Here is a 25,205-nt window from a genome sequence, read left to right as displayed (position 1 = left end):
ATATGATTCCGGATGATGCTGCATTACAGGTACGGTACCCTTCATTCACCGGCAATACTAAAAAATGTATAATGGCAAAAATAATACTTCTATTAAAGCTGCTGTTGATCACCGCTGCACTAACTGCGTTTACGCCAGAGGCATATGCCACCCGTATTTTTGGGGGCCAGTATTCAGAAGCGCGCATCAATAATCTCAGGAACAATTGCCGCAAATATGATTGGGCAAGGCAACAATTAACGGTGGCCGTTGAAAAAGCGAAGCCCTGGCTGGCCAAAACGGATGAAATATTGTGGGCCATGGTTCCCGGTCAGGAGTTGCCAAGGACCATCGATGTAGGGTATGATAAATTTGCCTCCGGTCCTAAATTTGTTGGGTGCATTGTTTGCGGTGATAAAATTCTTCAATACGGGAACTATCCTTACGAGCCGGATTTTGAAAAAAAGCCCTGGAAATTAACCTGCCCGGCCTGCGGATCTGTTTTTCCCACCAATAATTTTGGTAAATACTATCAAACTGCACTGGATGAGCACGGGCTGTTTGATCCGGCAAAGGGGGATACCAGTTTGCTGTTTAACACCGGTCACCCGGATCCCAAAGATCCCCTGCATAAATTTGGAGTCGATAATGGGTTCGGTTACGTTCACAATGGCCGGGCCTATAAATACATCGGCTATTATACCTGGAAATACTGGCGTTACATCACCAACGGCTTAACAGTGCTGGCCAATGCCTTTCTTTATACCGGGGATCAGCGTTATGCCCATAAAGCAGCCATTTTGCTGGACCGGATCGCCGATGTATACCCTTCCATGGATTGGAATCCTTATGCCCGGAGGGGCTGGTATCATTCCGATGGTTCAACCGGCCTTGGCAAAATAGAAGGATCGATATGGGAAACGGGCATCGTACAGGCATTTGCAGATGCTTATGATAAAATTTTAAGCGGCACTCAAAATGATCCGGCCCTATACGCATTTCTGAAGCGCCAGGGAGCGCAATACCGGTTGCCGAACCCCAAAGGTACACGGGAGCAGTTTGTTGCGCATGTAGATGAAGGCATTCTGAAAACCACCTTCCAGGCGGTACTTGACCAGCGCATCCGCGGCAACCAGGGGATGTATCAACATACGGTAGCCTTATGCGCACTGGCGTTGAATACAGATCCGTTTACCACACAGTGGCTGGACTGGCTATTTGCACCCGATGGCGGAGCCATTCCCGAATTAATGATCAACCGCTTCGACAGAGACGGCACTTCTGATGAGGGCGCACCGGGATACGCAGTGATCTGGGGCGGACATATTTCACCGCTGGCGGCGCTGCTGCTATCCTACCCCAGGTATACAAACCACAATATTCTCCGGGATTTTCCGCAGTTCAAAAAGGCGTATACCGTTGCTTATCGCATGGGGGTATTAGGCAAGGCCATTCCCAACATCGGGGATGCCGGATCAACCGGCCTTGTAAGCATGTCTACAGCCAGTCCGCAATTTATGGCCGAGGGTTACCTGTACACCCGGGATCCGGAAATTGCCATTGCGGCCTACCGCGCCAATGGTTATTCTGCAAAAGGGCTGGGACTGGATATTTTTTCAGAAGATCCGGAAGCCATCAATAAGGAAATACAAAAATTAGGAGCAGCAGCCGGCCCCCGGCCCATTGGAGGCTATCTTATGAGCGGGTTCGGACTGGCGGTACTGGAATCAGGCAACGGTGCATCCGGTATTGCCCTGGCCAATAACTATGGACGTACCATCCACCACGCCCATAGCGACATGCTTAATTTTGATCTGTTTGCATTTGGACATTGGCTGGCACCGGATCAGGGCTATCCCGAATTTGCTACCAATATCCCAAGCGTTACAGAATGGACCAGGAGCACCATTTCGCACAACCTGGTATTCGTAGATCAGCGACCGCAAAATGGCGTCTGGAGCGGACATACCCGCCTGTTTAAACAATTAAACGGCTTTGGTGTAATGGAACTGGATGGAAAAGCCGCCTATCCCAACTTGAAGGAATACAGCCGTACCATGCTCCTCGTTGGCGGTTCCGGCAACGGGACTACGGATAGTAATGCTTATGTGGTGGACATCTTCAGGGTAAAAGGAGGTCATGACCATGTCTTTAGCTTTCACGGGCCTTCCGGAACCGTTGGCACAGAAGGGCTTCAGCTGCAGCACCAGGAAAAAGGAACCTATGCCGGCGAAAATATCGCCAAAGGCACCAGGGCCGCGGGCTTTCCCAATGGATATTCGTTTTTGTACAATGTAGCCAAAGACAGCCGCCCGCCCGCCCGCTTCATAGCAGATTGGAAAGCGCAGCCAGGATACCGGGGCATTACAGACAAAGACCATGTTCATATCCGGGTACACGCGATGACAACAGCAGACGATGTAGCGCTGGCTGATGGCGATCCTCCGCAAAACAAACCGGGGAACCCGAAAACGCTCCGCTACCTGCTGATGCACCGGGCAGGAACCGATTTGACCAGTAATTTTGTTTCCGTTATTGAGCCCTACCGCAATCAGCCCTTTATCAAATCCGTGCAGCGCCTGGATACCGGAAATGATGAAACGATCTCCATCCGTGTAGAAAAGCTAAACGGCACCATCGATTACCTGGTATACAATCCAATTTCAGAAAACAAGGTGCAGCTGTCTAACGGCATTACGATGAGCGGTACCATCGGTTATATACAAGAAAAAAACAAGCGCACAACAAAGGCTATCCTGGTAAACGGCACATCTCTTAACTACAAGCAAACAGCCCTTACATCTGCAGGGGCCATTGAAGGCCGGGTTGTAAAAATGTACAAGGGGGCCGGCGGGGCAACATGGATATTGGTCGATTCCAAAAAACCGATTGATAAAACGGTGATTGGCGAGCAAATTATGATGGAAACAACAGGCAAACGGGACGCCAGTTACCAGATCCTCGACATTAAAAAAGAAGGCGCATCAACCCGGATATTTTGTGGCCCCGGAACCTTTGTAAGCAGCATAAAAAGCGGGAACAGCGAAAAAAATGGCAGCGACCGGGAACGTACACAGAAATACAGCTACGATTTTGAAGAAGGAGCGGCGTTTAAGATTGCAACCCATGCTTCCTGGAATACAAAGAAGTAACAAAAAGCCAATACCGTCTTACAATTCCTTGAGTTTCCAATTTATGTGCTATAATCGATGGGGCTATAAAAAATAAAAAAATCTTCTATATATCGCACAACCGGTTCAATAACAAACCAGCGCAGAATCCGTTAAACGGCAATAGAAACCACCCTTAAAATAAAGGGCCGTTCTTTTGGAAACTGCACCGTCAAACCTTATCTTGTATACGTAATTCTATAACGATGTTTTTACTGATTTTTAATATTCTTTCCTGCATTGCTTTTATCGGTTTTGCCTGGGTAAATTTAAACGACAATGACGCCTGGTTATGGGTTAGTATTTACGGAATTCCCGCAGCACTTTGCGGGCTGGCGGTATTCAATCATTTTTTCCCGCTGATATACCTGGCAATAGCCCTGCTTTGTTTTGGTTATGCGGTCAGCATCTTCTTTGCAAAAGATGGTGTCAAAGACTGGATTCAAAAATACAATGCTCCCAGCCTGGTAGAATCGATGCAAGCGACCAAACCGTATATCGAAAAAGCGAGAGAATTTTTTGGTTTGTTAATTGTGGTGGCAGTAGTGCTCGTAAACTATTTTGTAACACGTTAACCGGATCCTGATGTTTGCTTTTAATATTGCTTTATTACGGACCATGCTGTCTGAGTTCCTGCAAAAGGACAGCAGCCCTGAAAATTTCAGCTGGCTGCTCACCCAAAGCATCACGCCGGAAAATATAAACCGGAACTTTTCGTTGGCCGGCCGCAAATTCTGCAAAAACAAACCCAATAGCGGTCCCGAGCAGTTTATTTATATAACCGGGAACTTTCCCCAAACCAACTGGAACAACTGGACCGTGCTGGATATGGCCCGGCTATACCAGTTATTACAACTGGAAGCATACAGCCAACAGGAATACATCCGGCTGGTAGAGGCCCTGTTCCTCCAGGCAGACCTGGGTGAACTGACCCTTTTATACAAATCCCTACCCTTTTATGCATATCCGGAAGCATGGACAGCACGTTGTGCAGAAGGTATCCGGAGCAATATGGGTACCGTATTAGAAGCCATTATGCAGGAGAACAGCTATCCTGCCGAACAACTGCCGGAAGCGGCCTGGAATCAAATGGTATTAAAAGCCGTTTTCACCGGCAAAGACCTCGCTTTAATCTATGGGCTGCAAAAAAGAAAAAATAAGGCGCTCGCCGCTTCGCTGTTAGATTACGCAGAAGAACGGCTGGCTGCCGGAAGGGATATCGATACCGGGATATGGGCGTTGACCGCGACCCATTTCCAGGAAGAAACAGAAATTTTAAAATCAAAATTCTTACAACAAACAAACGGATATGTGTTGCGGAAATAATGAAACCGAAAAGCGCACGGAACTTCCCGATGCAGTGGATATGGAACTGATAAAAGATATGTATTTTTTTGATCCGCATGTGCATATGACCTCCCGTACAACAGATGATTACCAGGCAATGGCCGACAGTGGAATCATTGCGCTGATTGAGCCTTCTTTCTGGCTGGGTCAGCCACGCACCCATGTGGGCACTTTTAACGACTATTACAGCTCACTGCTTGGATGGGAGCGTTTTCGATCGGGCCAGTTTGGCATTAAGCATTATTGCACCATCGGGCTCAACTCCCGCGAAGCCAACAATGAGGCTCTGGCAGAAGCGGTGATGGCATTGTTGCCCAATTTCATCTACAAAGAAGGCGTTGTGGGCATTGGCGAAATCGGTTTTGATGATCAAACAGCGCTGGAAGAAAAGTACTACCGCTTACAACTGGAGCTGGCCAAAGAAGCCGCATTACCGGTACAGGTACACACGCCCCATCGCGACAAAAAGAGCGGCACACAGCGAAGTATGGATATTGCGCTGGAGCACCAGCTGGATCCATCGATGGTCATCATTGATCATAACAATGAAGAAACCGTGGAAGAAGTGCTCAACCGCGGCTTTTGGGCCGCCTTCACCATTTACCCGTTTACAAAAATGGGAAATGAGCGGATGGTAGAAATCGTAAAACGATACGGCTCCGAACGCATCATGATCAATTCTGCTGCAGACTGGGGGATCAGTGATCCGCTGGCGGTTCCCAAAACGGCCATGCTCATGAAAAAAAGAGGCATCGATGCAGCAACCATTAAGGCCGTTACCTATAGTAATGCCATTGCGGCATTTGGCCAAAGCGGACAAATAGATCCAAATGATTTTATTAATGGCATGGCCATCAACCAGTCGGAAAAATTTGAGAACAATTCTATTTTACGGGGCGGTCAGCAACCCCGTATCGACAAAAGCTCCATCATCATTCAATAACAAGCAATAAGGTGAACCGGCTGTTTTATTATATAACCCTGTGCAGACCCGCCAATGTGATTACTGCAATGGCAGATGTGCTGGCGGGTATTAGTATTGCCCTGTTTTACAGCAACAACGCCGTACCGGGCAATTTTTATCTTCAAACAACATTACTGCTTATTACAACAGCTGCACTTTACGCAGGAGGCATTGTATTTAATGATCTTTTCGACGCCGAAACAGATCGCATTGAACGCCCCGAACGGATGATCCCCAGCGGTATTATTTCTAAAAAAGCGGCATCGATATTCGGAACGGTTTTATTTATCATCGCGTTGGTCTGCAGCGCTATGGTCCATACTACCGCCTTTCTGATCGCCGGCGCCATTGCCTTATCGGCGTTGCTTTATGATTATAAAAGTAAACAGCATGCCATTGCCGGCCCATTAAATATGGGGATTTGCAGGGGATTCAACTTACTGTTGGGCATTTCACTGATTCCCGGCCTGCCAACACCCTATTTTTACCTGGGGCTGGTACCGGTGATTTATATTTTTGCAGTAACCACTATCAGCCGGGACGAGGTGCACGGCGGTAAAAGGAAAAACCTGGCGGTTGCTTTTATGTTATACCTGCTCGTATTGATCATTTTGTGCATCATTAGCAATTACACAAAAGTATATGCAGGACTTTGGCTGCTATTGCCGTTTTTCACCAGTATTATGTGGCCCCTGTATAAGGCATGGCAAGATCCCCAGTCTAAAAACATCATCCGTGCCGTAAAAGCAGGCGTACTGAGCATCCTGTTTTTAGATGCCACCTGGGCGGCCATTCATCATCAGTTCTTTATTTGCAGCATCATTCTTTGCCTGCTGCCGCTTTCGATCTTATTAGGAAAATATTTTGCGGTTACATAACTTTAGTCATGATTATTGAACAACGATTTACGATAAGCTATCATTACAATATCCATTTTATCACCGATGTTTTTAATGTACAGAACGCCACATTCGGAGATATCCTGCAAAAGCATTCCAACAGCAGCTTCGCTCCCTCCCTGTTGTTTGTCATAGACAGTAACGTAGGCATCCGGCATCCGCAGCTGCAGACAGCGATCACCAGTTACCTGCATAAAAATACACCGGGCAATTGCACCGCGCATTTTTTAGTGATCCCGGGCGGGGAAAAAGCCAAGGAAAATGATACGGCCTACCAGGTCATACTCAATGCCATTCATCAGTTCAATATCGACCGGCATTCTTTTGTGGTCGCCATCGGAGGCGGTGCCGTTTGTGATGTAACCGGGTTTGCTGCAACCGTGGCTCATCGGGGCATCCGGCTGATCCGCATCCCCACAACTACGTTAGGACAAAATGATGCTGCCATCGGTGTAAAAAACGGCATTAATGCCTACGGCAAGAAAAACTTTTTAGGCACTTTTGCAACGCCGGTTGCGGTGATCAACGACAGCGCATTTTTAAAAACACTTTCACAAAGAACCTGGATATCCGGGGTCTCAGAAGCAATAAAAGTAGCATTGATTAAAGATGCAGGATTCTTTGAGCGGATTGAGCAATTAGCCCCCGCCCTGCGCGAAAGAAACGAGGAGGCGATGCAGGAAACCATTATAGCATGCGCCCGGCTGCATTTACAACATATTGCAAACGGCGATCCGTTTGAAACAGGATCGTCGCGGCCGCTGGATTTCGGACATTGGAGCGCCCATAAGCTGGAGCGGATGTCTGATTATAAATTATTACACGGAGAGGCGGTTGCCATCGGTATAGCACTGGATTGCACGTATGCCAATATGATGGGATATTTAAGTATGGACGAACTCAACCGCATACTGGATCTGTTATCCGCGCTGAACCTGCCCGTTGCCCATCCCCTGCTGCATCATACGGAAGCATTGCTACAGGGCTTGCAGGAATTCAGGGAGCATTTGGGAGGAGTGTTAACCATCCCGTTGTTAACCGCTATCGGTAATGCCCGCAATGCAACCACGATCAACGAACAGGTAATGCAGGATGCCGCCAAAAGATTAATCACCATTTCCCAACCCACTTCGCTTGTTTAAACGATCATGAAAACTAATTACGGGCATCTTACCTATTGCAGCAATATTCACCCGGGAGAAACATGGACCGACCATTTTTACCAGCTGCAGCAATATTTTCCTGAAATTAAAAAAAAATGCAGTCCCCGTGCCTCGATGGGCATCGGCTTAAGACTATCGGCCATTGCAGCCCGGACACTTTCGAAGAAAAAAGAATTACACGCATTTAAAAACTGGCTGGGCGAACAGGAAGCCTACCTGTTTACCATGAACGGGTTTCCTTATGGCGGCTTTCACAAAACCATTGTAAAAGACCAGGTACATACGCCCGACTGGACCACTGCAAAACGTGTTGCTTATACCAAACAGCTCGCCGGAATATTAGCAGCCTTATTGCCCGACAAGATGGAGGGAAGCATATCCACATCTCCCTTAAGCTACCGTCACTGGCATAAAAATGAAGCAGCAACCACCGTTGCCATTAATAAATCCACAACCAACCTGGTTTCAGTCGTTGAACATTTAATACTGCTGGAAAAAGAATCCGGGAAAACCATTTTTATTGCCATTGAGCCCGAACCCGATGGCATATTAACCGATACGCCGTCGTTTATTCATTGGTATCAGCAGGTATTACTGCAAACAGGGGCCGGTTTGCTCAGTCAAAAACTGGGAGTCTCCACTTCGAAGGCAGTCAGCCTTTTAAGAAAACATATCCGGCTATGCTATGATGTATGTCATGCAGCGGTTAATTATGAAGATCATGCTTTTCAAATCAAACAGCTGCAACAATTACGGATCAGGATCGGAAAGATACAAATCAGTGCCGCGTTAAAGGCACGATTTAGTCAAAAAGACGAAAACAACCAATTGCTCATCAAAGCCGTTACAAACTTCCTGGAACCAACATACCTGCACCAGGTTATCAGCCGGGATCGTGATGTATATACCGTATATCCCGACCTTCCGGAAGCACTGAAAAGCGTTCAAACAGCTCCGGCCAAAGAATGGCGCATTCATTATCATGTGCCCATCTTTACAAAAAACATACGCCCGTTATCGACTACGCAGGAAGATATCGTAACGGTTTTACAGCTTCACAAAGAAGCTCCCCTTACACAACACCTGGAAATTGAAACCTATACCTGGGAGGTTTTACCCCCCAACCTGAAAAAAGACATTGTAGGATCTGTTTCCCGGGAAATGAAATGGGTGATTCAACAACTGAACAAATAATCATGCAAAAAACGGTTGTCATAAATATCGTGGGGTTATCAAAATCGATCCTCCATTTAATGCCATTTGTTAACCATTATGCCGCACAGCACCAGCTGAATACGATAGAGCCGATGCTGCCAGCCGTAACTACCGCTGTGCAATCGACCTACCTCACCGGGAAATGGCCGTCGGAAACCGGCATTGTCGGCAATGGATGGTACGACCACAGAGACAGTGAAATAAAGTTCTGGAAGCAATCGAACCACCTGGTGCAATCCAAAAAAATATGGGAAGCTGCAAAAGAGGCCGATGCCTCCTTTACGGCCAGCAATATGTTTTGGTGGTACAACATGTACTCATCTGTTGATTACAGCGCCACACCGCGCCCCAACTATCTCGCAGACGGAAGGAAAATGCCAGACTGCTACACCCATCCTGCATCATTAAGAGATACGCTGCAACAGGAGCTGGGACCATTCCCGCTGTTTCAATTCTGGGGGCCGGGCGCCAGTATTAAATCCTCGCAGTGGATCGCACATGCATCCATAAAAACCGACCGGTTATACCACCCCACCTTAACCCTTATTTATTTGCCGCATTTAGATTATTGTCTGCAAAAATTCGGGCCCGATGCGGCATCCATAAAAGATGAATGCCTCCAAATGGACCAGGTAGTACAACAGCTGGTGCAGTATTACCAGGAACAAAATGCCCAGCTCATTTTACTTTCTGAATATGGTATTGCACCGGTTGCCAACCCCATTCATGTAAACCGGATCCTCCGTAACAAGGGTTATATAGCCATAAGAGAAGAACGGGGACTGGAATTACTGGATGCCGGTGCTTCAAAGGCCTTCGCCGTAGCGGATCATCAAATCGCCCATATTTATATTGAAGACAAGCAGCTGATCCCTGAAATAAAAGCCCTGTTTGAAAACACCGACGGGATCGCCGGTGTATTGGATAAGGCAGGTCAGGTTAACAGTCATATTCATCATGAACGTTCCGGCGACCTGGTATTAATAGCAGCCGATGATCGCTGGTTTACGTATTATTTCTGGAACGATGACAAAATAGCCCCGGATTATGCGCGCTGTGTAGATATCCATAAAAAGCCCGGTTATGACCCTGCCGAGCTATTTATGACCTCAAAATTAAGAGCAGCCTACAAACTGCTTAAAAAGAAACTGGGGATGCGCTATGTAATGGATGTGATTCCGCTGGATGCATCGCTGGTCAAAGGCTCGCATGGGAGCCCGTTCATTGCCGACCAATACAAGCCCCTGCTCATTACCAAAAGCGATCCGGCAAAGCCGCAGGTATTGCCCACGGATGTTTATGATATCATCTGGCAGCACCTGTTCCCTTAGAATCAGCCCTGCTTTGCCGCCCAGTAGGGACAATAACCATCGGGCGATATAGGCCCCCGCAATAACTGGCAACCACCGTATTTTTTGTTCTCGCCTTCCGGTTTCAGGTAAAGCGCGCAGTTCTCACACCGGTTCTCTTCCATCGGTGATTTTTCTACATAGCCCAGATTTTTTCTTTTATCAAAATCTTCCTGTGTCATTTGAGAACTATCAATGATCGCAGGGCCCTGCGCTTCGGGAGCAGCGGCCGGTTTATCGGTTTTTTCCGCTGCCGCAGTTTTTTCTTTTGCAGGCTCATTGCCGCCACATCCCTGTAACCATACAGCTCCGACGGTAGCGCTGGTTGCCGAAAAAAATATTCCCTTCAAAAATTTACGCCTGTCTTGCATACGACTTTTAATTTAACTGATAACTACACAAATGAGAGTCACTTATAAAATATATTTTGTTCCTGTAAAAAGCCCCTCCTGCTTCAATCATCACCGGAGACAGCGCAACGGTTTCCAGCTTATAAGACGACCGGTTCACTTTTAAAATCCCATTCCTGCAAATCAGGTAACAATCACTGGTGGAAGGATTTTTTACAAATACCCGCGGAGACTGCACGGTTACCACCGGGCCCAGGGCCTCCGGTATGGTTTCCTTATAAATAACACTCCGCTTAACAGGATCAAAAACAAAAAAAAGTTTACTATCTGCAATCCCAAAAATATAATTTCCATCGTTATACAGATCGCTATAGGATTGCGTACCCGGTATGGCATTTTCCCGCCAGACGGGCTTCAGATTTTTTGCATCAAAAAGATACAGGGTGGCTTCTGTTGCTTTTTTTAAACCACCGGTACCCGGCGCGGTGGTCGTACCGCAAAGCACCCGGGTATTATCCAGGGCCGTCATGCTCATGGCAGACTGATCCGGGATCAGCGCACTGTCGCTAAGGGTTTGTATAAGGCCACCCTTATAATTATAAATCAGCATTCCGCCCCCGGTGTATCCGTATTCGGGCGTGCCGGTTAATAACACTTTGCCCAGCGCATCCATCACCAATACCCGGTGTGGACGGTGTACATGCTGTTTATCCTGGCCCAGTACGATAGGGTTTGCAGCTTTAGGTTCGGTGCTTACGGCCTGAGCTGCATTGTATCTTAACAGTGCGCCATAAGGATAGGCCGCAAAGTACACATAATTTTTAAATGCTACAGAAGCATTGAACTGCCCGTAGGCATTATAATTTTTAAATTTATTGGTACCAGGATCAAATTCAAAGAACCGCATAGGAAAGGTGGTGCCGCCAATCAGCTTTCCGGCGGATGTTACATCTACGCCCATTACCAAACTGCCTTCGCTGGTATACGTAAAATGCAGGTTCTTTTCTCCTGCAGGAGATTGAATGACCAGTTCATGAAGCCGGAAATCGATGCGCTGAATCTGCGACCCATCCGGAAACTTTTTATGAAACAAGGACTGGGAGCCGGTGATCGACGGCTTTTCGTTGATCACTTTAAATGCCTCCCCGGTAAAGGTTGCAGCGCCGTTAAAAAGCTGTATGCGTTTCCCGGCCTCTTCAGTTGACGCCGTTCCATATACTTTACCATCCAAGGCCCTGTACAGCACAGGCCAGCCCTTCAATCGCTGATCTCCCTGCAGCAGCTTTCTTGTCTCCTTTGTTTTGGCGTTAACCGCAATGATCTGTGTTTCGGTAGATCCAACACCAACATATACCCATCCGTTTGCATCTGCAGCAATAGCGCGCGGATATTGCATCCAGGCCTCTTTGTTTATAAAACCATAATCGACCAGTTGACGGGTTTTGGGATCATAAGAAACCAGTCCGCAATTGGGATAGCTAGCCGCCCATATAACCCCATTATCATCCTCTGTAAATGACATAGCCGTAAGATCAAAGGCTTTCTGGGAAAAAGTGAATTCATTTTTTACCGGGTCGAATTCAGCAAAATTATGATTGAAATAGCCATAGAATTTATTACCGGAAGACAAGATGGATGCATAAGGCGCATCACCCGGAGAAAAGGGAAGATCAACCTGGCGTGTAGCTCCCGAATGTGCGTCAATGGATAATAATCCATAGCCCCCCCGGTGATCAAACAGCCAGGCCAGTACCACATTTTTACCTTCCGCCCCGGTGGTGGCTACCACACCCCTATCGCTGCTTTCCGGGCATGCCACACCATAGTCATAAAAACCATTTCCCAGGTGTTGCGCAAGGCCGCTATTACCGCCCGCAAGACCCATAAAAAGCAAACAAACAAACCGGAGATATCGGCACATGTTTAATGAATTAAGATCAATATTTACCCAGCATGACAGCACCTGTTTTTAGCCGGTTCAACAAACCGGTACCGCTTATTTCTTCTCCTCCTTTATCTTCACATATTTGGCAACCGTATCCGCAATATCTTTTACAGGACCGGCCTTCAGTTTTTCAACCTCCGCCAGGGTGGCCGGGCTTATCTTTATCTTCCCGGTACTGTATACTTTACCCAGTCCTTTTATAATAGCGTATTTCCATTCCGGATTGCTGTTCAATGGCGCCACATCCATCTGTTTCAAAAGCGCCGTTACTTCCGTTGGGTTATTACGCGCGGCAATAATGCTTGCATAATCTTCTACGAACGCCCCTTTATTCGAAACATATTCATTAAAGAATGTCTTACGATCGATCAGCGATTTAAAGAACCCGGTAGCACTGCCCTCGGGACTGCTCAATATGGCCGTTTTATACCAGGTATTATTACCCGCATATTTTTCAGCAACCTGCAACAATACATCCTTCACAAGCTGCTTGTTCTTCGAGTTGCCGATACTCAGCGTTGCCTGTAAGGAAACCCTTGTAGAAGGGTCATTCAGGGCCATCTTTCCAATTTCCGCAGCCAGCTCCGGGTAGCGCTCTGCCAATACCAGGCCATGCTCCCGTACACCCGGGGTGGCATCTGCCAACGCGGTTTTAACCGAAGCTGCGTCCAATGCATTTAATCCATCCAGGGTGTAGATCGCATGTAACCGTTCCAAAGGATTCGCTGTTGTTTTTACCAGCTGTTTTAAGGTATCCACTACCGTTTTATCCTGTTTGGCGATCAGCAACCGCTGGGCCTGCAACCGGTACCACTGGTTACCATTACCCAGGTACGGCAACAACTGTGCAGCCGTCATTGCTGATAACTTAGCATAGTCCGTAACCGCTTTTTTACCCTTGGGAACAATCCGGTAGATCCTTCCCATATCGCTGCCCCGCATAAAGTCCATATCCTTTTTAAGACTGTCGGGAATAGACATCGGCGTTTCGATATGCTGCCGGTAATAGTCAATCACATATAAATATCCGTCTGGTCCTACGGTAAAGCCCACAGGTCTGAACCAGGAATCAGTCGTGGCCATAAACTCCTTATCTTTTTCACCAGCGGCCCGTTTGGCGGTATATACCGGGCTCTGCATATCCAGGTTCAATACATCCCGGTGCACCAGGCTTCCGGCAACATCCCCGGTAAATACATTGCCATAAAATTCTTTGGGAAACGCATCGGCATCATACACCGTTCCGCCGGAAGAACCGGTAAAATGGTCGCGGGCATATTCGATCTGTTTTGATCCCTGCTTTTTAAAGTTTGCATTGCGGGCATCGGTACGGGCCTGGCGCCAGTAGGGCGTTTCGGTTCGTTGATACATGATGGGATCGTGATCGGAGATATTAATGATCGCCCTTGGATTTTTTAAATACTCAATGCGGTGTGTATATCTCCAGGGGATCACCGACTCCTGGATATGGATGGAATTTTCGGTAAAGAAACGGTGGCCCCAGTCATTAATGGTTTGACCAAACTGCCCCGGCCCTGTTTCCTGCTCAAACTTTTTCTGATCCAGCCGGAACCTGAAATCTGCCCCCTGCATATTGATCGGCGATACATTCGGCTCTTCCGGAGCACTTACTTCTCCGGCCTGTCCGCGGTTGTTCGCATAGATCCAGTTGTCAACCGAATAGCGCAGGCTGGTGATCTGTGCCTCAGAATTTGCCTTGTAAAAACCGGTATACAATACTTCTTTTATATCCGCTCTATAATCATTATTGGTATCTTTCAAAAACAGGATATCCGGCGCTGCCGTTACAATCAACCCCCCATTCCAGGGCAATATACTGGTAGCTTCCGAAAGCTTATCTGCAAATACAACGGAAGAATCAATTCGCCCGTCTTTATTCAGGTCCAGCAGTACTCTTATATTACCTTTTTCTTCTCCCGGTTTGGGCGGAAAAGGATAATCGGGCATACCCACAGCATACGCCACCCCGTTTTCGTCAAAAGCCAGGTCTACCGGATCCGTGATATAAGGTTCCGCCGCAAATACCTGCACCTCAAAATTGGGATCCAGTTCAAATTTCTTCAATGCCTCTTCTGCAGTCAGCGGTTCAGCGTAAAGCGGCTTTTGTCCCTGCTTTCCACCCTGATCCTTACAGGAGAAAAATGCAGGCAAACAAAGTGCGCATACAACTGATAATAAACTAAGCTTTCTTTTCATAAATCATTAGATTGAGTATAATTTTTTAAACAAGAGCATGGGCTATGATCAGCGAAGCTCCTCTTCTTTCCACTTTTGCACCATCTGCCGTTTTGAGAACCAACGCTGCTGTACAGGTTCAACGGCGGCATAAGTATAAGAACAGGATTTCAGCGGTGATATTGGCAATCATTCTATCTTGCAGTATTTTAGCCCTTTACTAAAATGATACGCAATATAGCTGCAAAAGGTAGAAAAAACAATTATTTTGCGGACTTTTTGCGGATTTTTATTTTATTTTACGCAAACAAACCGATTAAATAATATCCTGTCATCAGAAAAATATCAACAAAAACAATAACAATTAATTAAATATCAATAATTTAATCAAAGTGCAACAAGCAATCGTCTGAAAATAAATTTTGCGGTTTTTAAACAGGTAGTAATAAATCCTGCATTTAAGAAATATGCCGGGCGCAACCAGTGCATTTTTCAACCAGCAAAACGCCGTTTATTCCCCAAAAGGCATGACAGGGATCGATTATTTCTTTAACATATACATCAGCAACACAAATAGAAAACCGGAATAGCATTCGTTTTTTTAATCAATTTCATCTTAAAATACACGCCATAATGATCCTGATTGCAGACGGCGGGGCCACAAGGACCTCCTGGAGTTTCATCAATGACCAATCTGTTTATAACTTTGAAACGGAAGGTTACCACCCCTTCTTTGTAGATGCCGGGTACATCGCGGCATCCCTGCAAAAAGCACTGCCGGATACCCTGGCCCGGCACAGCCGTCATATAAAAGAGATCTGTTTTTACAGCGCCGGCTCCGGGTACTCAAAAGAAGCCGATGCGGTATTGGAACAAGGGATCGCAGCCGTGTTTCACAATGCCGAAATTGCGCTGGAAACCGATTTGCTGGCAGCCGCACGGGCCCTCCTGCAACAGGAAGCAGGCTTTGCTGCAATACTGGGAACGGGTAGCAATAGCGGGATGTATGATGGGTCGGTTATCACCCATAATATTGAATCCGGCGGGTTCCTGTTGGGCGATGAAGGAAGCGGCTCCTATCTTGGAAAGATGATCATTGCCGGCTATATCAGGGGCGATATGCCGGAGGCGCTGAAAACCCACTTTGAAGACCGGTACGCACTAACACCAGAGCAACTGATCCACGAAGTATACACTTCAAAAACACCCAACCAGTATTGTGCCCGGTTTGCGGCGTTTGCCGGCGATCATATCCAGGATCCCTATTGCCGGGAGCTGGCCACCGGCAACTTTGATGATTTCTTTAAAAAGATCATTACCCGCTATCCGGACTATCAGCGTTATTCCATCAATACTGTAGGGTCTGTAGCCTACTATCTGAAAGATATTTTTGCAGCCGTGGCCACCCGGTACGGAATCCGGGTTGGCAATATCTTCCCTTCTGCCATTGAGGGACTTACCCGGTATCACCGGCCCAATCATCTTTGAATAAAAACATTCAGACCCGGGGCAACCGTAATTTAAAGGAACGGTCGTATCTCAATTAATGAATTGTGATGCGACCGTTGCGGGTTATCTGGGTGGGACATGTTTATTGTTTCACAAAACGGTTTAGGTTGTTGCCTATTCTTTTTACGGTTTGTAAATAGCTGGAAACAGCCCGGAGACCGGAACGGTCCGTACGCTAACTCGCGTCCCTGTATACAAAATCTTCAAGTATGATTAAGTACCCTTCGCCGGTCGTCTCCAATCGCAGGGAGGTGGGGTAATACCCGCTTACCGCAAACTTCTCAGGCTGTGGGATGGAGCGCTGAAAGCTAGGGTTTGCCTCAATAAATGCTTTAGTAATCATCGGTTCCCAAAAAGTAACCTTGCCATCATACGTACCAAAAATAAATGTTTGTCCAAAACCCTGTGGCGTAAACTCCGCAGACGTAACGTCTACCCAATGACAGCCCATTTTTGGTACTCCGCCACCAGGGTTTATATAATGTTCAGGCAGGTAATCGGGAGCCGGCCAGTTATCAAACTTTGAGGGATCCGCTTCATAGGAAGGAATGGCATCTATGTAGGCCACACTCATATTATAAAAATGAAAGTCAAAATGCGGCTTATCGTATACACCGGCCGGTTCATGACCATGGGGATTCCAGTCCAGCTCAGCATGATTAAAGATCTGCGCATCCACTTTGGGATGAAACCTGAGGACCACCGTATTAGGAGGCTCATTATTGCTATTTCCGGGAGCAGGCATGTTCAGGCTGCCCCAGGCTGCATGATCAATACGAATCGCCAAACCCACCGGGCGTTCCATTTGATCTACTTCGTACAAGGTTGTGACCTTTCCCTTTTTAAAGGACACCTCTGGTCCTTTATAGATCTTGTTGCCGGGTTTTCCATTTTCTTTTGCGGCACGCTGCATAAGACCTGCAGCCGCATCGGCCGAAACTCCGGCATCGTTTAGTTGCCTGGCATCTTTAACGCAGGAACTTAGCAAAAGACCGGCCCCCATTGTTGTTAAAAGCAATTTTCTCATAACCTTTTTTTTATGTGTTAAGTTTATTTCCCTGGTTATCGTTCACTACTCTTTTGCGAACCGGATTATTTTATTGTTTATCTTTTTTACGGTTCTTAAATAGCTAAAAATGGCCCGGAGATCGGAGCTATCCATACCCGTGAACATCAGCCAGGGCATGGGCGTATTAAAGTCATTAGCTCCCAGTTTTTGCGGATGATAGGAGGAATCGGAAAAGCGTTTAAACTTTTGTACAAAAAGATCGCTCGTCCAGCTGCCGATGCCGGTTTCATCATCCGCAGTAATATTAGGAGCCGTCACCACCATTCCGTTAGGAAAATGAAAGGAACGTCCCCCGCCAAACTCCGACCCTTCAACCGGGTTGCCCTGCTTATCTATGCGGCTATGACAGTCGGAGCATTTAGCCATGGCTACCAGGTATTTTCCATATGCCACTTCATCCGTTCTTGCAGGTTTCGGCGATAAAGAGGCCTTTGCGGGAATGGTATTGACGATAAAATTCAAAGGAAAGTCAAGCGATCTTTCGGGCACATCGTTCGCAATGGGCTGCAGGGTACGCAGGTACGCAATAACGCTGTAGATATCTTCCTGGTCCATTTTACCGTAGCTCAAATATCCCATCAGCGGAAATAAGGCCTTGCCCTTTTTGTTTTGCCCTGTAGTAATGGCTCTGAAAATTTCTCCGTCGGTCCAGCTGCCAAGTGCGTAGGGTGTAATATTGGCCGAATAAATGGTACCCGGGAACAACATTTCTTTACCAAACCGTTCGCCGCCGCCGCCAAAGGAGCCATCTTTAACGGGCCCGCCATATACCGTCCAGTCCCGCTGGCTATGACAATCCATACACACCATTACATGGTTGGCCAGGTATCGGCCTCTTTCTACCCGTTCTTTTGTAAGGGCGATCTTAATGTCAGGAGCAGCCCCAACATTGGGCAGCACATTTTTTACATACACCATAACCATTGCAATACCGGCAGCAACCACCAGCAATAAAATAAGCAGTACTTTGAAGAGCTTTCTCATTTTTTATTTCGGTTTTATATTCCAGTCAGTCCGGTTCCCCGGAGCAAACGGATAACGCCGCTGCCCCGGTATCATTCACAGCGCTGCCGCTATTTCTTTACCGTTTGTATTTCCTCTACTCCATCCGGGGTATGTTTCAGTGTAACAAACCCGGAAGCATTTTCCACAATTGCCTGGTACGCTGTTTGTCCGTGCGCCGTTATTTCCGTTGCCCGTACCAATTGACAGGTCTTATATTGTTTCCGGAGTTGTTTGCTGAAATCTTTTGGCAGATCTTCCATCCGGCATTCGATAAAGGCATAACTCAGTGCACCTTCCGGAGAAAAACAAGCAGTCCCCTTCCGGCCCCTGTCTAAAAAATAGACGAACCGGTGCGCTTCCCTTTCAATCCATCGCTGCCCGGTGGCATTGGGAAATAAGGTCAAAAAATGAGCAGTCATGGCGGAACTGGACGCCGTAAAGCTTTCGGTACTATCCTCCTGTTTGGCAGCCGCAGTGGTACCATGAACTATTTTTATGGTATTTCCGGCATACATATTTTGTCCAAAAGACAGGATCGAAGTACCCAGCATAAAGAATAAAGTAGCAGCTACGGTTTGGGCATACGGTTTCATTTTAATTCGTTTAAATTATTATGAACAACTGTTTTACATGCATAAAAATAGCCCTCGGCGCTGCCGGAGGGCTATAAGAATTGGTTCAAAAGCTATCAATTTTGGGTCAATGGAGCGTTGAAACCCAATCTGTTGGCGATAATCCGTACTGTTCCCTGAAACACTGGCTGAAATAAGAAGGACTGCTAAACCCCGTTTGGTAAGCAGCTGCCGCAATATCCGAACCGGAGGCTATAAGACCGGAGGCCTTCTGCAGCCGGTATTGCCGGATGAGATCGTTGGCCGAAATATTGAGTACCGACTTTAATTTACGATTGAGGGTACTGCGGCTCATCGCCATCACCTTACATAAATAGTCAACGCCCAATACGGCATCATCCAGCTTCGCATCCATTTCTGCATATAGCTTTACCAGGAAGGGGTCGGTAATTTCGGGCACCGGATCGGCCGGGGCCAGGTGCGCAACCTGTGCCTGCAACCACTCCCGCTGCCGTTGCTGCAGCCGGTACAGATTGGCCGTCCGCAACTCCAGTTCGGATAAGCTGAAAGGTTTGGTCAGATAATCATCCGCGCCGGCATCCAGCCCTTTTAACCGGGCCTCATGCGCCGCTTTGGAGGTTAATAAAATAAATCCGATATGTGCTGTACGGCTATCCGTTTTACATCGGCGGCACAAATCAAACCCATCCAGCCCCGGCATCATTACATCGCTAATCACCAGGTCCGGTAACTCCTGTACTATCAGCTCCCAGGCTTTTAGTCCGTCTGCAGCCTCCTGCACCCGGTAATTGCGGCAGAGCGTCGTCACCAAAAACGAGCGCAATTCATCGTTATCTTCCGCAACCAGCAGCAAGGGTGCATCTGCCGGCAGGACATGCGTTACTTGTTCCGGAAGGCCGGTGGTTTCGGTCAATGACAGCGCATGTTCCTGTACCACTTTTTTTACAGGAACCGTAACCACAAAACGGGTGTATGCTCCCGACCGGCTTTCCAGTGCAACGCTGCCGCCCATTAATACCGTTAGCTCTTTTACCAATGACAAACCGATACCCGTACCGCCATAACTGCGTACAGAGGAATCATCTACCTGGTAAAACCGGGTAAACACATATTGCTGCTGATCTTCCGGTATACCCGGGCCATTATCATATACGGTTAATTGCAGTTCACTTTCCGTTACAGCTGAAAGCGTTACCACAACGATCCCCTTTTCCGGGGTAAATTTGAGCGCATTGCCAACAAGGTTGGTAACGATCTTCTCCCATTTCTCTTCATCAAACAGGTAATAACCGGCTACATTTTCCAGTTCAAAACGGAGTGTAATATGTTTTTCTCCGGCAGCCGGTTCAAAGCCCTGCACACAATCTGCAGTAAAAATGCCGATTGCGCCCGCCGCCGTTTTTAACCGGAGTTGCCCATGATCCAGTTTTGCGAAATCGAGAAATTCATTTACCAGCCGCAGCAGCTGCGTTGCATTCCGTTGCGCTGTTTTTACGCTGCCAACAGCCGCTGCAGAAAGTGATGGGTCCTGCCTTAGCTTTTCAAGTGGCGTCATGATGAGGGTTAGCGGCGTTCTGAACTCATGGGTGATATTGCTGAAGAACCGGTCTTTTAACTCATCCACCTCTTTCAAACGAAGCGCCTCTCTTCTTTCAAACACCAGGTTTTGTTGTATCCGTAATCTTTTCTCTCTAAATAAAAAGTACCACCGTGTTAATGCCAGTGCAATGCATACATACAGAAGCCAGGCCCACCAGGTACGCCAAAAAGGAGGCCGGATATTCACTTTTATGGAAGTAACGGCATTGCTCCACAAACCATTATCATCAGTAGCATTGATCCGGAACGTGTAGTTACCCGGTGGCAGGGCCGCATAAAAAGCGCTGTTGGAAGAACCGTTTTCAATCCAGCTCCGGTCAATCCCTTCCAGCTGATACCGGTATTTTACTTTTTGCGGCTGGTTGTATAAAAGCGCGGCAAACTCAAAACGCAAATAGTTTTTATCATATGGCAAATCAACAACAGACAGGGTGCTCAGCGACTGTTTGACGATGCTTTTGGGTAAGTTGATATCCTGCGGTTCATTATTAACCAGCAAACCGGTTAACAATACGGGTACAGAAGCGGCTTTATTTATCTTTTCAAAATCTGCCGGGTTAAAGATGCAGTATCCGTCCAGCCCGCCAAATAACAATCGCCCATCGGGCAACACAAACTTATGCGCCCGGTTAAATTCATTGCCGGGCAGGCCATCCGTTTTTTCAAAAGCGATCAGGTGACCGGTTTTAGGATCAAGCCTGAAAATGCCCTTATTCGTACTGCACCAGAGCTTTCCTGTTTTATCGGGCAATATGCAATAAATGGTGTTATTGGGCAGCCCGTCGTCTACCGTATAAATGCGCTGCAGTCCCTTACGGGCGTCCCACAACAGCAGCCCTCCGCCACGTGAACCGATCCAGAATTTATTTTTATCTGCAGGATCCACACAAATTTCTGTGAGCGTGCCGGGCACCCTGTAGTTACCCAATGGTCCCGCATACTTTGCCACCACCTTTTCTCCGTCAAACTGAAATAACCCATTGGAAGCAGTAGCCATCCAGATATAGCCTCCAACATACCGGGCGTCTGTAAGTTCCACATCCTTAAAGTTCGCTGCGTCTGGTTGGCGCTTTTCAGGAACGGCATCGGGGTTGCGCCAGGTATACCATACGGATTCCGACTGATCAAAGGCCCAGATCGCGTCGCCGGGCATTGCCACAACAGCTGTAAAAATCTTCTGCCCTGGTACATGTGCAAAACGGCGGAACCCCTGCTTTGTAAACTGGAAAACGGCCGACCGTTCATACCAGTTATTGCAGGAATAAAGATGCCCCTTGCTATCCCATGCCTGCCGGAAATAATAGCCGGCATCCGGATTTTTCCATTCCCCCGGCAATAACAACGCATTGCTTCCCAACAGCCGCACAACGTTTTCAATAAAATTGCCTTCATTTTTATAGGATTCAAAATGGAGTGCCTGAAGATCTATTTTTAGTACACCCTGAGCATTTAAACTCACCCATAATACATCCGACCGGTCTATGAAAAATGCACTGATGCGCGCCGGGGCACCCGTATGTTCCCAAAGCAATTCCAGCGAATCATCATCCTTCAGGCGGTATATACGTCCGTAATATTCAAAATAAACGGTACCATGCGCGTCCAGCTGCAAACCATTTTCACCCCTTATAGCACCGGGCAGCGGGGCTGGCAATTCAATAACCCGGCTTGTTTTGTGGTTTACATCCAGCAATGTAAGAACGTTCTTCTCCAGCGTAGCCAGCCGGTTGCCGGGATAACTGATAATGGAAAATTTTTCTCCAAATATATTCCAGTCCGGGTTGGGTGGCTGCTGCTTTATATGGGTATCAAAACTGAACCAGTCAAATTTTGTTCGGGCCGTATTACTTATATGCACGCCCCTTTCACTAACAACGTATATTTTCCCATCCGCTGATTGCGTAATGGCGGATATGGTATCATGCTGTAACAGCCCATTGGCCTTGCTAGCATAATGAATAGCACCGGTAACACCATCTAACCAGCCCATTCCTTTATGATTGTTAACGGTAAAAAACCAATTGGTGGTAGTAAAACCAAACCGGTACGATTGCCACCGGATACCCGGTATTGTGGCCAGCCGCTGACGGATGTGATTCCGCGTTACCTTAAACGAGCGCAGATCAAATTCATCCGCCTGGGTTGGACTGTAATAAATGGTAACAACATTGTTTACCAGCTTTCCCAGGGCATCCAATGTATTCGCGGCCAAACCGGCGCTGTCTTTGGGATTATACCGGAATGTACGGAATCCCCTGCCGTCGTAACGGCAAAACCCATCCAGTGTGCCCAGCCAGATAAAACCGTCTTCATCCTGCACAATACCCGTAATATAACTTTGCGGAAGCCCGTCGTCTACCCCAAAATGCTGCTGATTGGTAAATAACCGTTGTTGTCCGGATGCTGCCGGCACTATTGCACATAAACCCGCTACAAGGAATAATCGTATCCCCCTGGTAACTTTAAATAAATAAGCAGTCCTGGTTGTCACCCTTTATGCGTTTACGAAGATCATAAAGATCGAAGATCAAATCCGCAGCGTTCGTTGTTCCTTTAAATAAAGATACTACAATTTGCGGCATTCAATCCCGCAATAGCCAATGCAGTTTAATGCACCGAAATTTAAATGACCGGCGAACGCGCCTTATTCCGAAGCATCATATTTTGCGTATCTTCATAACAGCTCCTAAAAGCAAGATGTAACGGATGCTGGACAAACGGGGGTTGCAGCGCACCGTTTATCCAAACCGCCCCTTAGGTAATGATTAAAACACATCCATGAAAATAAATATCGAAGACAAATTACTGGAAGCATCTCTCCGGGGTATAAAGCCCCGGATAACAGATGATATGGTCGAATATTACCGGCAATACCCGGGCGAATTGGATCAGCTCATTAACAAAGGACGGTTCAGCTCAAGATTCCTGGCCTTCTTCTTTGTACTGGGCTTGTTGCTTACCATTTCCGTACGGGTGTTAAAGTTCTTTTTTGAAGGAGCCTGGGGCGCATTTATTGACCAGGTGCTACTGGATGTTATTTCCGAAATTGGCATCGCTGTATTTGGCGGCGCTTTAACGGTTGATTTCCTTGAGCATTTACAAAAAAAACAATACCAGGAAAGCATCCGGTTCCGGAAGGAAATAAAATTACGGATACAGCAACTGGAAAAAAACAAAACACAATAAGCATTTTATCGTTTCCGATGCCGTTGATCACTGGCCAAAGAAAGGACGCACGCATAGACCTCGCCTGCATCTGTGAATGCGTCCTTATTAAAACCAGCTAATGATAGACTTGTAACCTTGCCCGGATTCTTTTACTGCAACGTCACTTTGATCATCTTTGTAACAGGCGGCAGGGTATTATACGCATTTGGATTGGGCACCATTTCGATGGCCTTGTTTTCTACCAAAGGGGTACCCGCCAAATTGGCCTGAGTTACCCCCGCTCCGGGATATTGACTCAATGCGGTGCCATTATCAAACAAACCGATTGATGCCGAAACATCGCCCTTCTGCGTCCCGTCAATATCATTGCCGGTGGTAGCAAAAAACCAGTCGTTGGAAAAACCATACATCGTTGCAATAGCGATCCGGTCACCATTCTGTAAAGACAATTCCTGGGAAACTTTGCCTCCGGCCGCGCCATTGATCATGGGTAGTAATATGGTATTCGCAACGTCTTTCAGTACATATACGTTTCTTACACCGGGTCTGGTCTTCAATGCAGCTGCCAGTATATCAGCATTCCCTTTTTGGGCAAGCTCTTTTAACCCCTCTCCCCGGTCGTACTCCCCGGCTTTATAAAAGGGATTCGCCCCGCCGCTGTATACCACCACCAGCACCGGTGACAGGGGCGTAAAAATGCCGGTTTGCTGAGTCAGGTAATTACTTAAAGATGTAATATCACCCATTTCAGCAATATTTGTAAGGCCGTTCATTGAAGGTTTGCCTGCAGTGTAAACGGGTTCCGGCAACAAGAGGTTTCCTCCTGCAATATAGGAAACAGCCCACACTCCCGGGCTAAACGGTGTTTCATTGGCGGTTCCGCCGGAATTGTTCTTAAGCGTAAGCGTAAACTGGGAGTTCCCGTTATAGCTCAATGAAGCCTGCATCAACTGAGATGCCGGAAGGTAACTATTACCATAGTCATCCATTCCTTTTACTTCCTTAATATTCTTTGGAGTTGTTTCGGCTACGCCGGGATGTACTACGGCAGCGCCCGGAGCCTGATTTACCCGGGTACCGTTATCCCAAAGTTTTACTTGTGCGGAAACATCGCCGGTGATAGCACTACCATCATCGTTATAGAGTTTAATGCCTGGATTCTCGGGGGCAAAGAAGAGATCATTGCTCCACCCGTACATAGAAGCAAAGGTGAGTCGCTGACCTTTGGCAGCATAAAATGAAAACGAAACAGATTGCCCGGGCAGCACTACCGGCGGCGTGCCGTTCCCTTTAAACATTCCGGATTCAACCAGGGGTTTGCTGTCCAGTACATTTTCTACAGTAATGGTAGTTGTGTGCAATTGCGGCATTTCAGGATCTCTATTGCAGGATGCAATAAATACCACGATAAACGCAGCGGAAATGGATCGGATAATGTTCTTTTTCATGACAGATTTTTTTAGACTACAAAAGAACCCAAACCAAATCCCAAACAGATAACGGAGTTATAACAAAAGTATCACAGTGTTTTTTTCACCGGCTTTTTCCTGAAATTTGCAGTTAACAATACGGGTACACAACATTTTTTTGTATCATGGCCAGGAAACGCGTTCCGGACCATTGTAACCATAAGGCGGCATCCTGTTTCTAACTTCCTGCTATTCCTTTGCCGCATATGCGTTGCT

Annotated in this window: 18 protein-coding genes; 10 read left to right on the top strand and 8 right to left on the bottom strand. The window is 47.1% G+C overall.

Annotated features, from left to right (window positions below; genetic code table 11):
* Positions 1–71: 71 nt before the first annotated feature.
* From Q1V85_RS12980 to Q1V85_RS12945, 8 genes are all read left to right on the top strand, one after another.
* On the top strand, positions 72–3,131 hold the full coding sequence (locus Q1V85_RS12980) for a heparinase II/III family protein (protein ID WP_300600580.1): 3,060 nt from the start codon (positions 72–74) through the stop codon (positions 3,129–3,131).
* Positions 3,132–3,355: 224 nt separating this feature from the next.
* The gene (locus Q1V85_RS12975) at positions 3,356–3,724 is read left to right on the top strand and encodes a transmembrane 220 family protein (RefSeq protein WP_300600578.1); all 369 of its coding nucleotides are present in this window, start codon (positions 3,356–3,358) and stop codon (positions 3,722–3,724) included.
* A 10-nt stretch (positions 3,725–3,734) separates the two neighbouring features.
* Positions 3,735–4,475, top strand: a complete 741-nt coding sequence (locus Q1V85_RS12970) for an EboA domain-containing protein (RefSeq protein ID WP_300600576.1) — start codon at positions 3,735–3,737, stop codon at positions 4,473–4,475.
* Positions 4,459–5,439 carry a TatD family hydrolase gene (locus tag Q1V85_RS12965; RefSeq protein WP_300600574.1) on the top strand — a complete coding sequence of 327 codons (981 nt, stop codon included), beginning with the start codon at positions 4,459–4,461 and terminating at the stop codon, positions 5,437–5,439. Before Q1V85_RS12970 ends, Q1V85_RS12965 begins: the two co-directional genes overlap by 17 nt.
* 11 nt (positions 5,440–5,450) lie before the next feature.
* Positions 5,451–6,338, top strand: a complete 888-nt coding sequence (gene eboC / locus Q1V85_RS12960; RefSeq protein ID WP_300600572.1) for a UbiA-like protein EboC — start codon at positions 5,451–5,453, stop codon at positions 6,336–6,338.
* An 8-nt stretch (positions 6,339–6,346) separates the two neighbouring features.
* Entirely contained in the window at positions 6,347–7,501 is a 1,155-nt protein-coding gene (locus Q1V85_RS12955) for a 3-dehydroquinate synthase (RefSeq protein WP_300600570.1), read from the top strand.
* A gap of 6 nt (positions 7,502–7,507) precedes the next feature.
* Entirely contained in the window at positions 7,508–8,716 is a 1,209-nt protein-coding gene (gene eboE, locus Q1V85_RS12950) for a metabolite traffic protein EboE (RefSeq protein WP_300600568.1), read from the top strand.
* A complete protein-coding gene (locus Q1V85_RS12945; protein WP_366914009.1) occupies positions 8,689–10,068 on the top strand; it encodes a nucleotide pyrophosphatase/phosphodiesterase family protein in 1,380 nt (459 codons plus the stop codon). Before eboE ends, Q1V85_RS12945 begins: the two co-directional genes overlap by 28 nt.
* A 2-nt stretch (positions 10,069–10,070) precedes the next feature.
* Here the strand turns inward: Q1V85_RS12945 and Q1V85_RS12940 are convergent, their stop codons facing one another.
* The 3 genes from Q1V85_RS12940 to Q1V85_RS12930 form a co-directional block, all read right to left on the bottom strand.
* Positions 10,071–10,457, bottom strand: a complete 387-nt coding sequence (locus Q1V85_RS12940; protein ID WP_300600564.1) for a high-potential iron-sulfur protein — start codon at positions 10,455–10,457, stop codon at positions 10,071–10,073.
* A 7-nt stretch (positions 10,458–10,464) separates the two neighbouring features.
* On the bottom strand, positions 10,465–12,357 hold the full coding sequence (locus Q1V85_RS12935) for a hypothetical protein (protein WP_300600563.1): 1,893 nt from the start codon (positions 12,355–12,357) through the stop codon (positions 10,465–10,467).
* A gap of 75 nt (positions 12,358–12,432) precedes the next feature.
* Entirely contained in the window at positions 12,433–14,598 is a 2,166-nt protein-coding gene (locus Q1V85_RS12930; protein WP_300600561.1) for a PVC-type heme-binding CxxCH protein, read from the bottom strand.
* Positions 14,599–15,210: 612 nt separating this feature from the next.
* On the opposite strand from Q1V85_RS12930, the gene Q1V85_RS12925 reads away from it, so the two are divergent.
* Positions 15,211–16,065, top strand: a complete 855-nt coding sequence (locus tag Q1V85_RS12925; RefSeq protein WP_300600559.1) for an N-acetylglucosamine kinase — start codon at positions 15,211–15,213, stop codon at positions 16,063–16,065.
* A 196-nt stretch (positions 16,066–16,261) separates the two neighbouring features.
* Here the strand turns inward: Q1V85_RS12925 and Q1V85_RS12920 are convergent, their stop codons facing one another.
* The 4 genes from Q1V85_RS12920 to Q1V85_RS12905 form a co-directional block, all read right to left on the bottom strand.
* Entirely contained in the window at positions 16,262–17,113 is an 852-nt protein-coding gene (locus Q1V85_RS12920; protein WP_300600558.1) for a DUF5602 domain-containing protein, read from the bottom strand.
* A gap of 45 nt (positions 17,114–17,158) precedes the next feature.
* Positions 17,159–18,139, bottom strand: a complete 981-nt coding sequence (locus tag Q1V85_RS12915) for a c-type cytochrome (protein WP_300600556.1) — start codon at positions 18,137–18,139, stop codon at positions 17,159–17,161.
* A gap of 89 nt (positions 18,140–18,228) precedes the next feature.
* Positions 18,229–18,753: a hypothetical protein gene (locus tag Q1V85_RS12910; RefSeq protein WP_300600554.1), complete on the bottom strand. Its 525-nt coding sequence runs from the start codon at positions 18,751–18,753 to the stop codon at positions 18,229–18,231.
* A gap of 106 nt (positions 18,754–18,859) precedes the next feature.
* Positions 18,860–22,843 carry an ATP-binding protein gene (locus Q1V85_RS12905; protein WP_300600552.1) on the bottom strand — a complete coding sequence of 1,328 codons (3,984 nt, stop codon included), beginning with the start codon at positions 22,841–22,843 and terminating at the stop codon, positions 18,860–18,862.
* Between the two features lie 287 nt (positions 22,844–23,130).
* Between Q1V85_RS12905 and Q1V85_RS12900 the strand changes: the two genes are divergently transcribed.
* A complete protein-coding gene (locus tag Q1V85_RS12900) occupies positions 23,131–23,538 on the top strand; it encodes a hypothetical protein (protein WP_300600550.1) in 408 nt (135 codons plus the stop codon).
* Between the two features lie 131 nt (positions 23,539–23,669).
* On the opposite strand, the gene Q1V85_RS12895 is transcribed toward Q1V85_RS12900, so the two are convergent.
* Positions 23,670–24,968 (bottom strand): spondin domain-containing protein, encoded by a 1,299-nt coding sequence (locus tag Q1V85_RS12895; protein ID WP_300600548.1) that lies wholly within the window; start codon positions 24,966–24,968, stop codon positions 23,670–23,672.
* Positions 24,969–25,205 lie beyond the last annotated feature (237 nt).

The organism is Niabella sp., assembly GCF_030150205.1.
In the GTDB taxonomy this organism is placed as follows: Bacteria; Bacteroidota; Bacteroidia; order Chitinophagales; family Chitinophagaceae; genus Niabella.
This window is presented reverse-complemented; position numbering and strand designations above follow the sequence as displayed.

Coding starts and splice junctions, on each gene's coding strand:
- Q1V85_RS12980 (WP_300600580.1), top strand. CDS start 72: ATGGCAAAAATAATACTTCTATTAAAGCTGCTGTTGATCACCGCTGCA.
- Q1V85_RS12975 (WP_300600578.1), top strand. CDS start 3,356: ATGTTTTTACTGATTTTTAATATTCTTTCCTGCATTGCTTTTATCGGT.
- Q1V85_RS12970 (WP_300600576.1), top strand. CDS start 3,735: ATGTTTGCTTTTAATATTGCTTTATTACGGACCATGCTGTCTGAGTTC.
- Q1V85_RS12965 (WP_300600574.1), top strand. CDS start 4,459: ATGTGTTGCGGAAATAATGAAACCGAAAAGCGCACGGAACTTCCCGAT.
- Q1V85_RS12955 (WP_300600570.1), top strand. CDS start 6,347: ATGATTATTGAACAACGATTTACGATAAGCTATCATTACAATATCCAT.
- eboE (WP_300600568.1), top strand. CDS start 7,508: ATGAAAACTAATTACGGGCATCTTACCTATTGCAGCAATATTCACCCG.
- Q1V85_RS12945 (WP_366914009.1), top strand. CDS start 8,689: ATGGGTGATTCAACAACTGAACAAATAATCATGCAAAAAACGGTTGTC.
- Q1V85_RS12940 (WP_300600564.1), bottom strand. CDS start 10,457: ATGCAAGACAGGCGTAAATTTTTGAAGGGAATATTTTTTTCGGCAACC.
- Q1V85_RS12935 (WP_300600563.1), bottom strand. CDS start 12,357: ATGTGCCGATATCTCCGGTTTGTTTGTTTGCTTTTTATGGGTCTTGCG.
- Q1V85_RS12930 (WP_300600561.1), bottom strand. CDS start 14,598: ATGAAAAGAAAGCTTAGTTTATTATCAGTTGTATGCGCACTTTGTTTG.
- Q1V85_RS12925 (WP_300600559.1), top strand. CDS start 15,211: ATGATCCTGATTGCAGACGGCGGGGCCACAAGGACCTCCTGGAGTTTC.
- Q1V85_RS12920 (WP_300600558.1), bottom strand. CDS start 17,113: ATGAGAAAATTGCTTTTAACAACAATGGGGGCCGGTCTTTTGCTAAGT.
- Q1V85_RS12915 (WP_300600556.1), bottom strand. CDS start 18,139: ATGAGAAAGCTCTTCAAAGTACTGCTTATTTTATTGCTGGTGGTTGCT.
- Q1V85_RS12910 (WP_300600554.1), bottom strand. CDS start 18,753: ATGAAACCGTATGCCCAAACCGTAGCTGCTACTTTATTCTTTATGCTG.
- Q1V85_RS12900 (WP_300600550.1), top strand. CDS start 23,131: ATGAAAATAAATATCGAAGACAAATTACTGGAAGCATCTCTCCGGGGT.
- Q1V85_RS12895 (WP_300600548.1), bottom strand. CDS start 24,968: ATGAAAAAGAACATTATCCGATCCATTTCCGCTGCGTTTATCGTGGTA.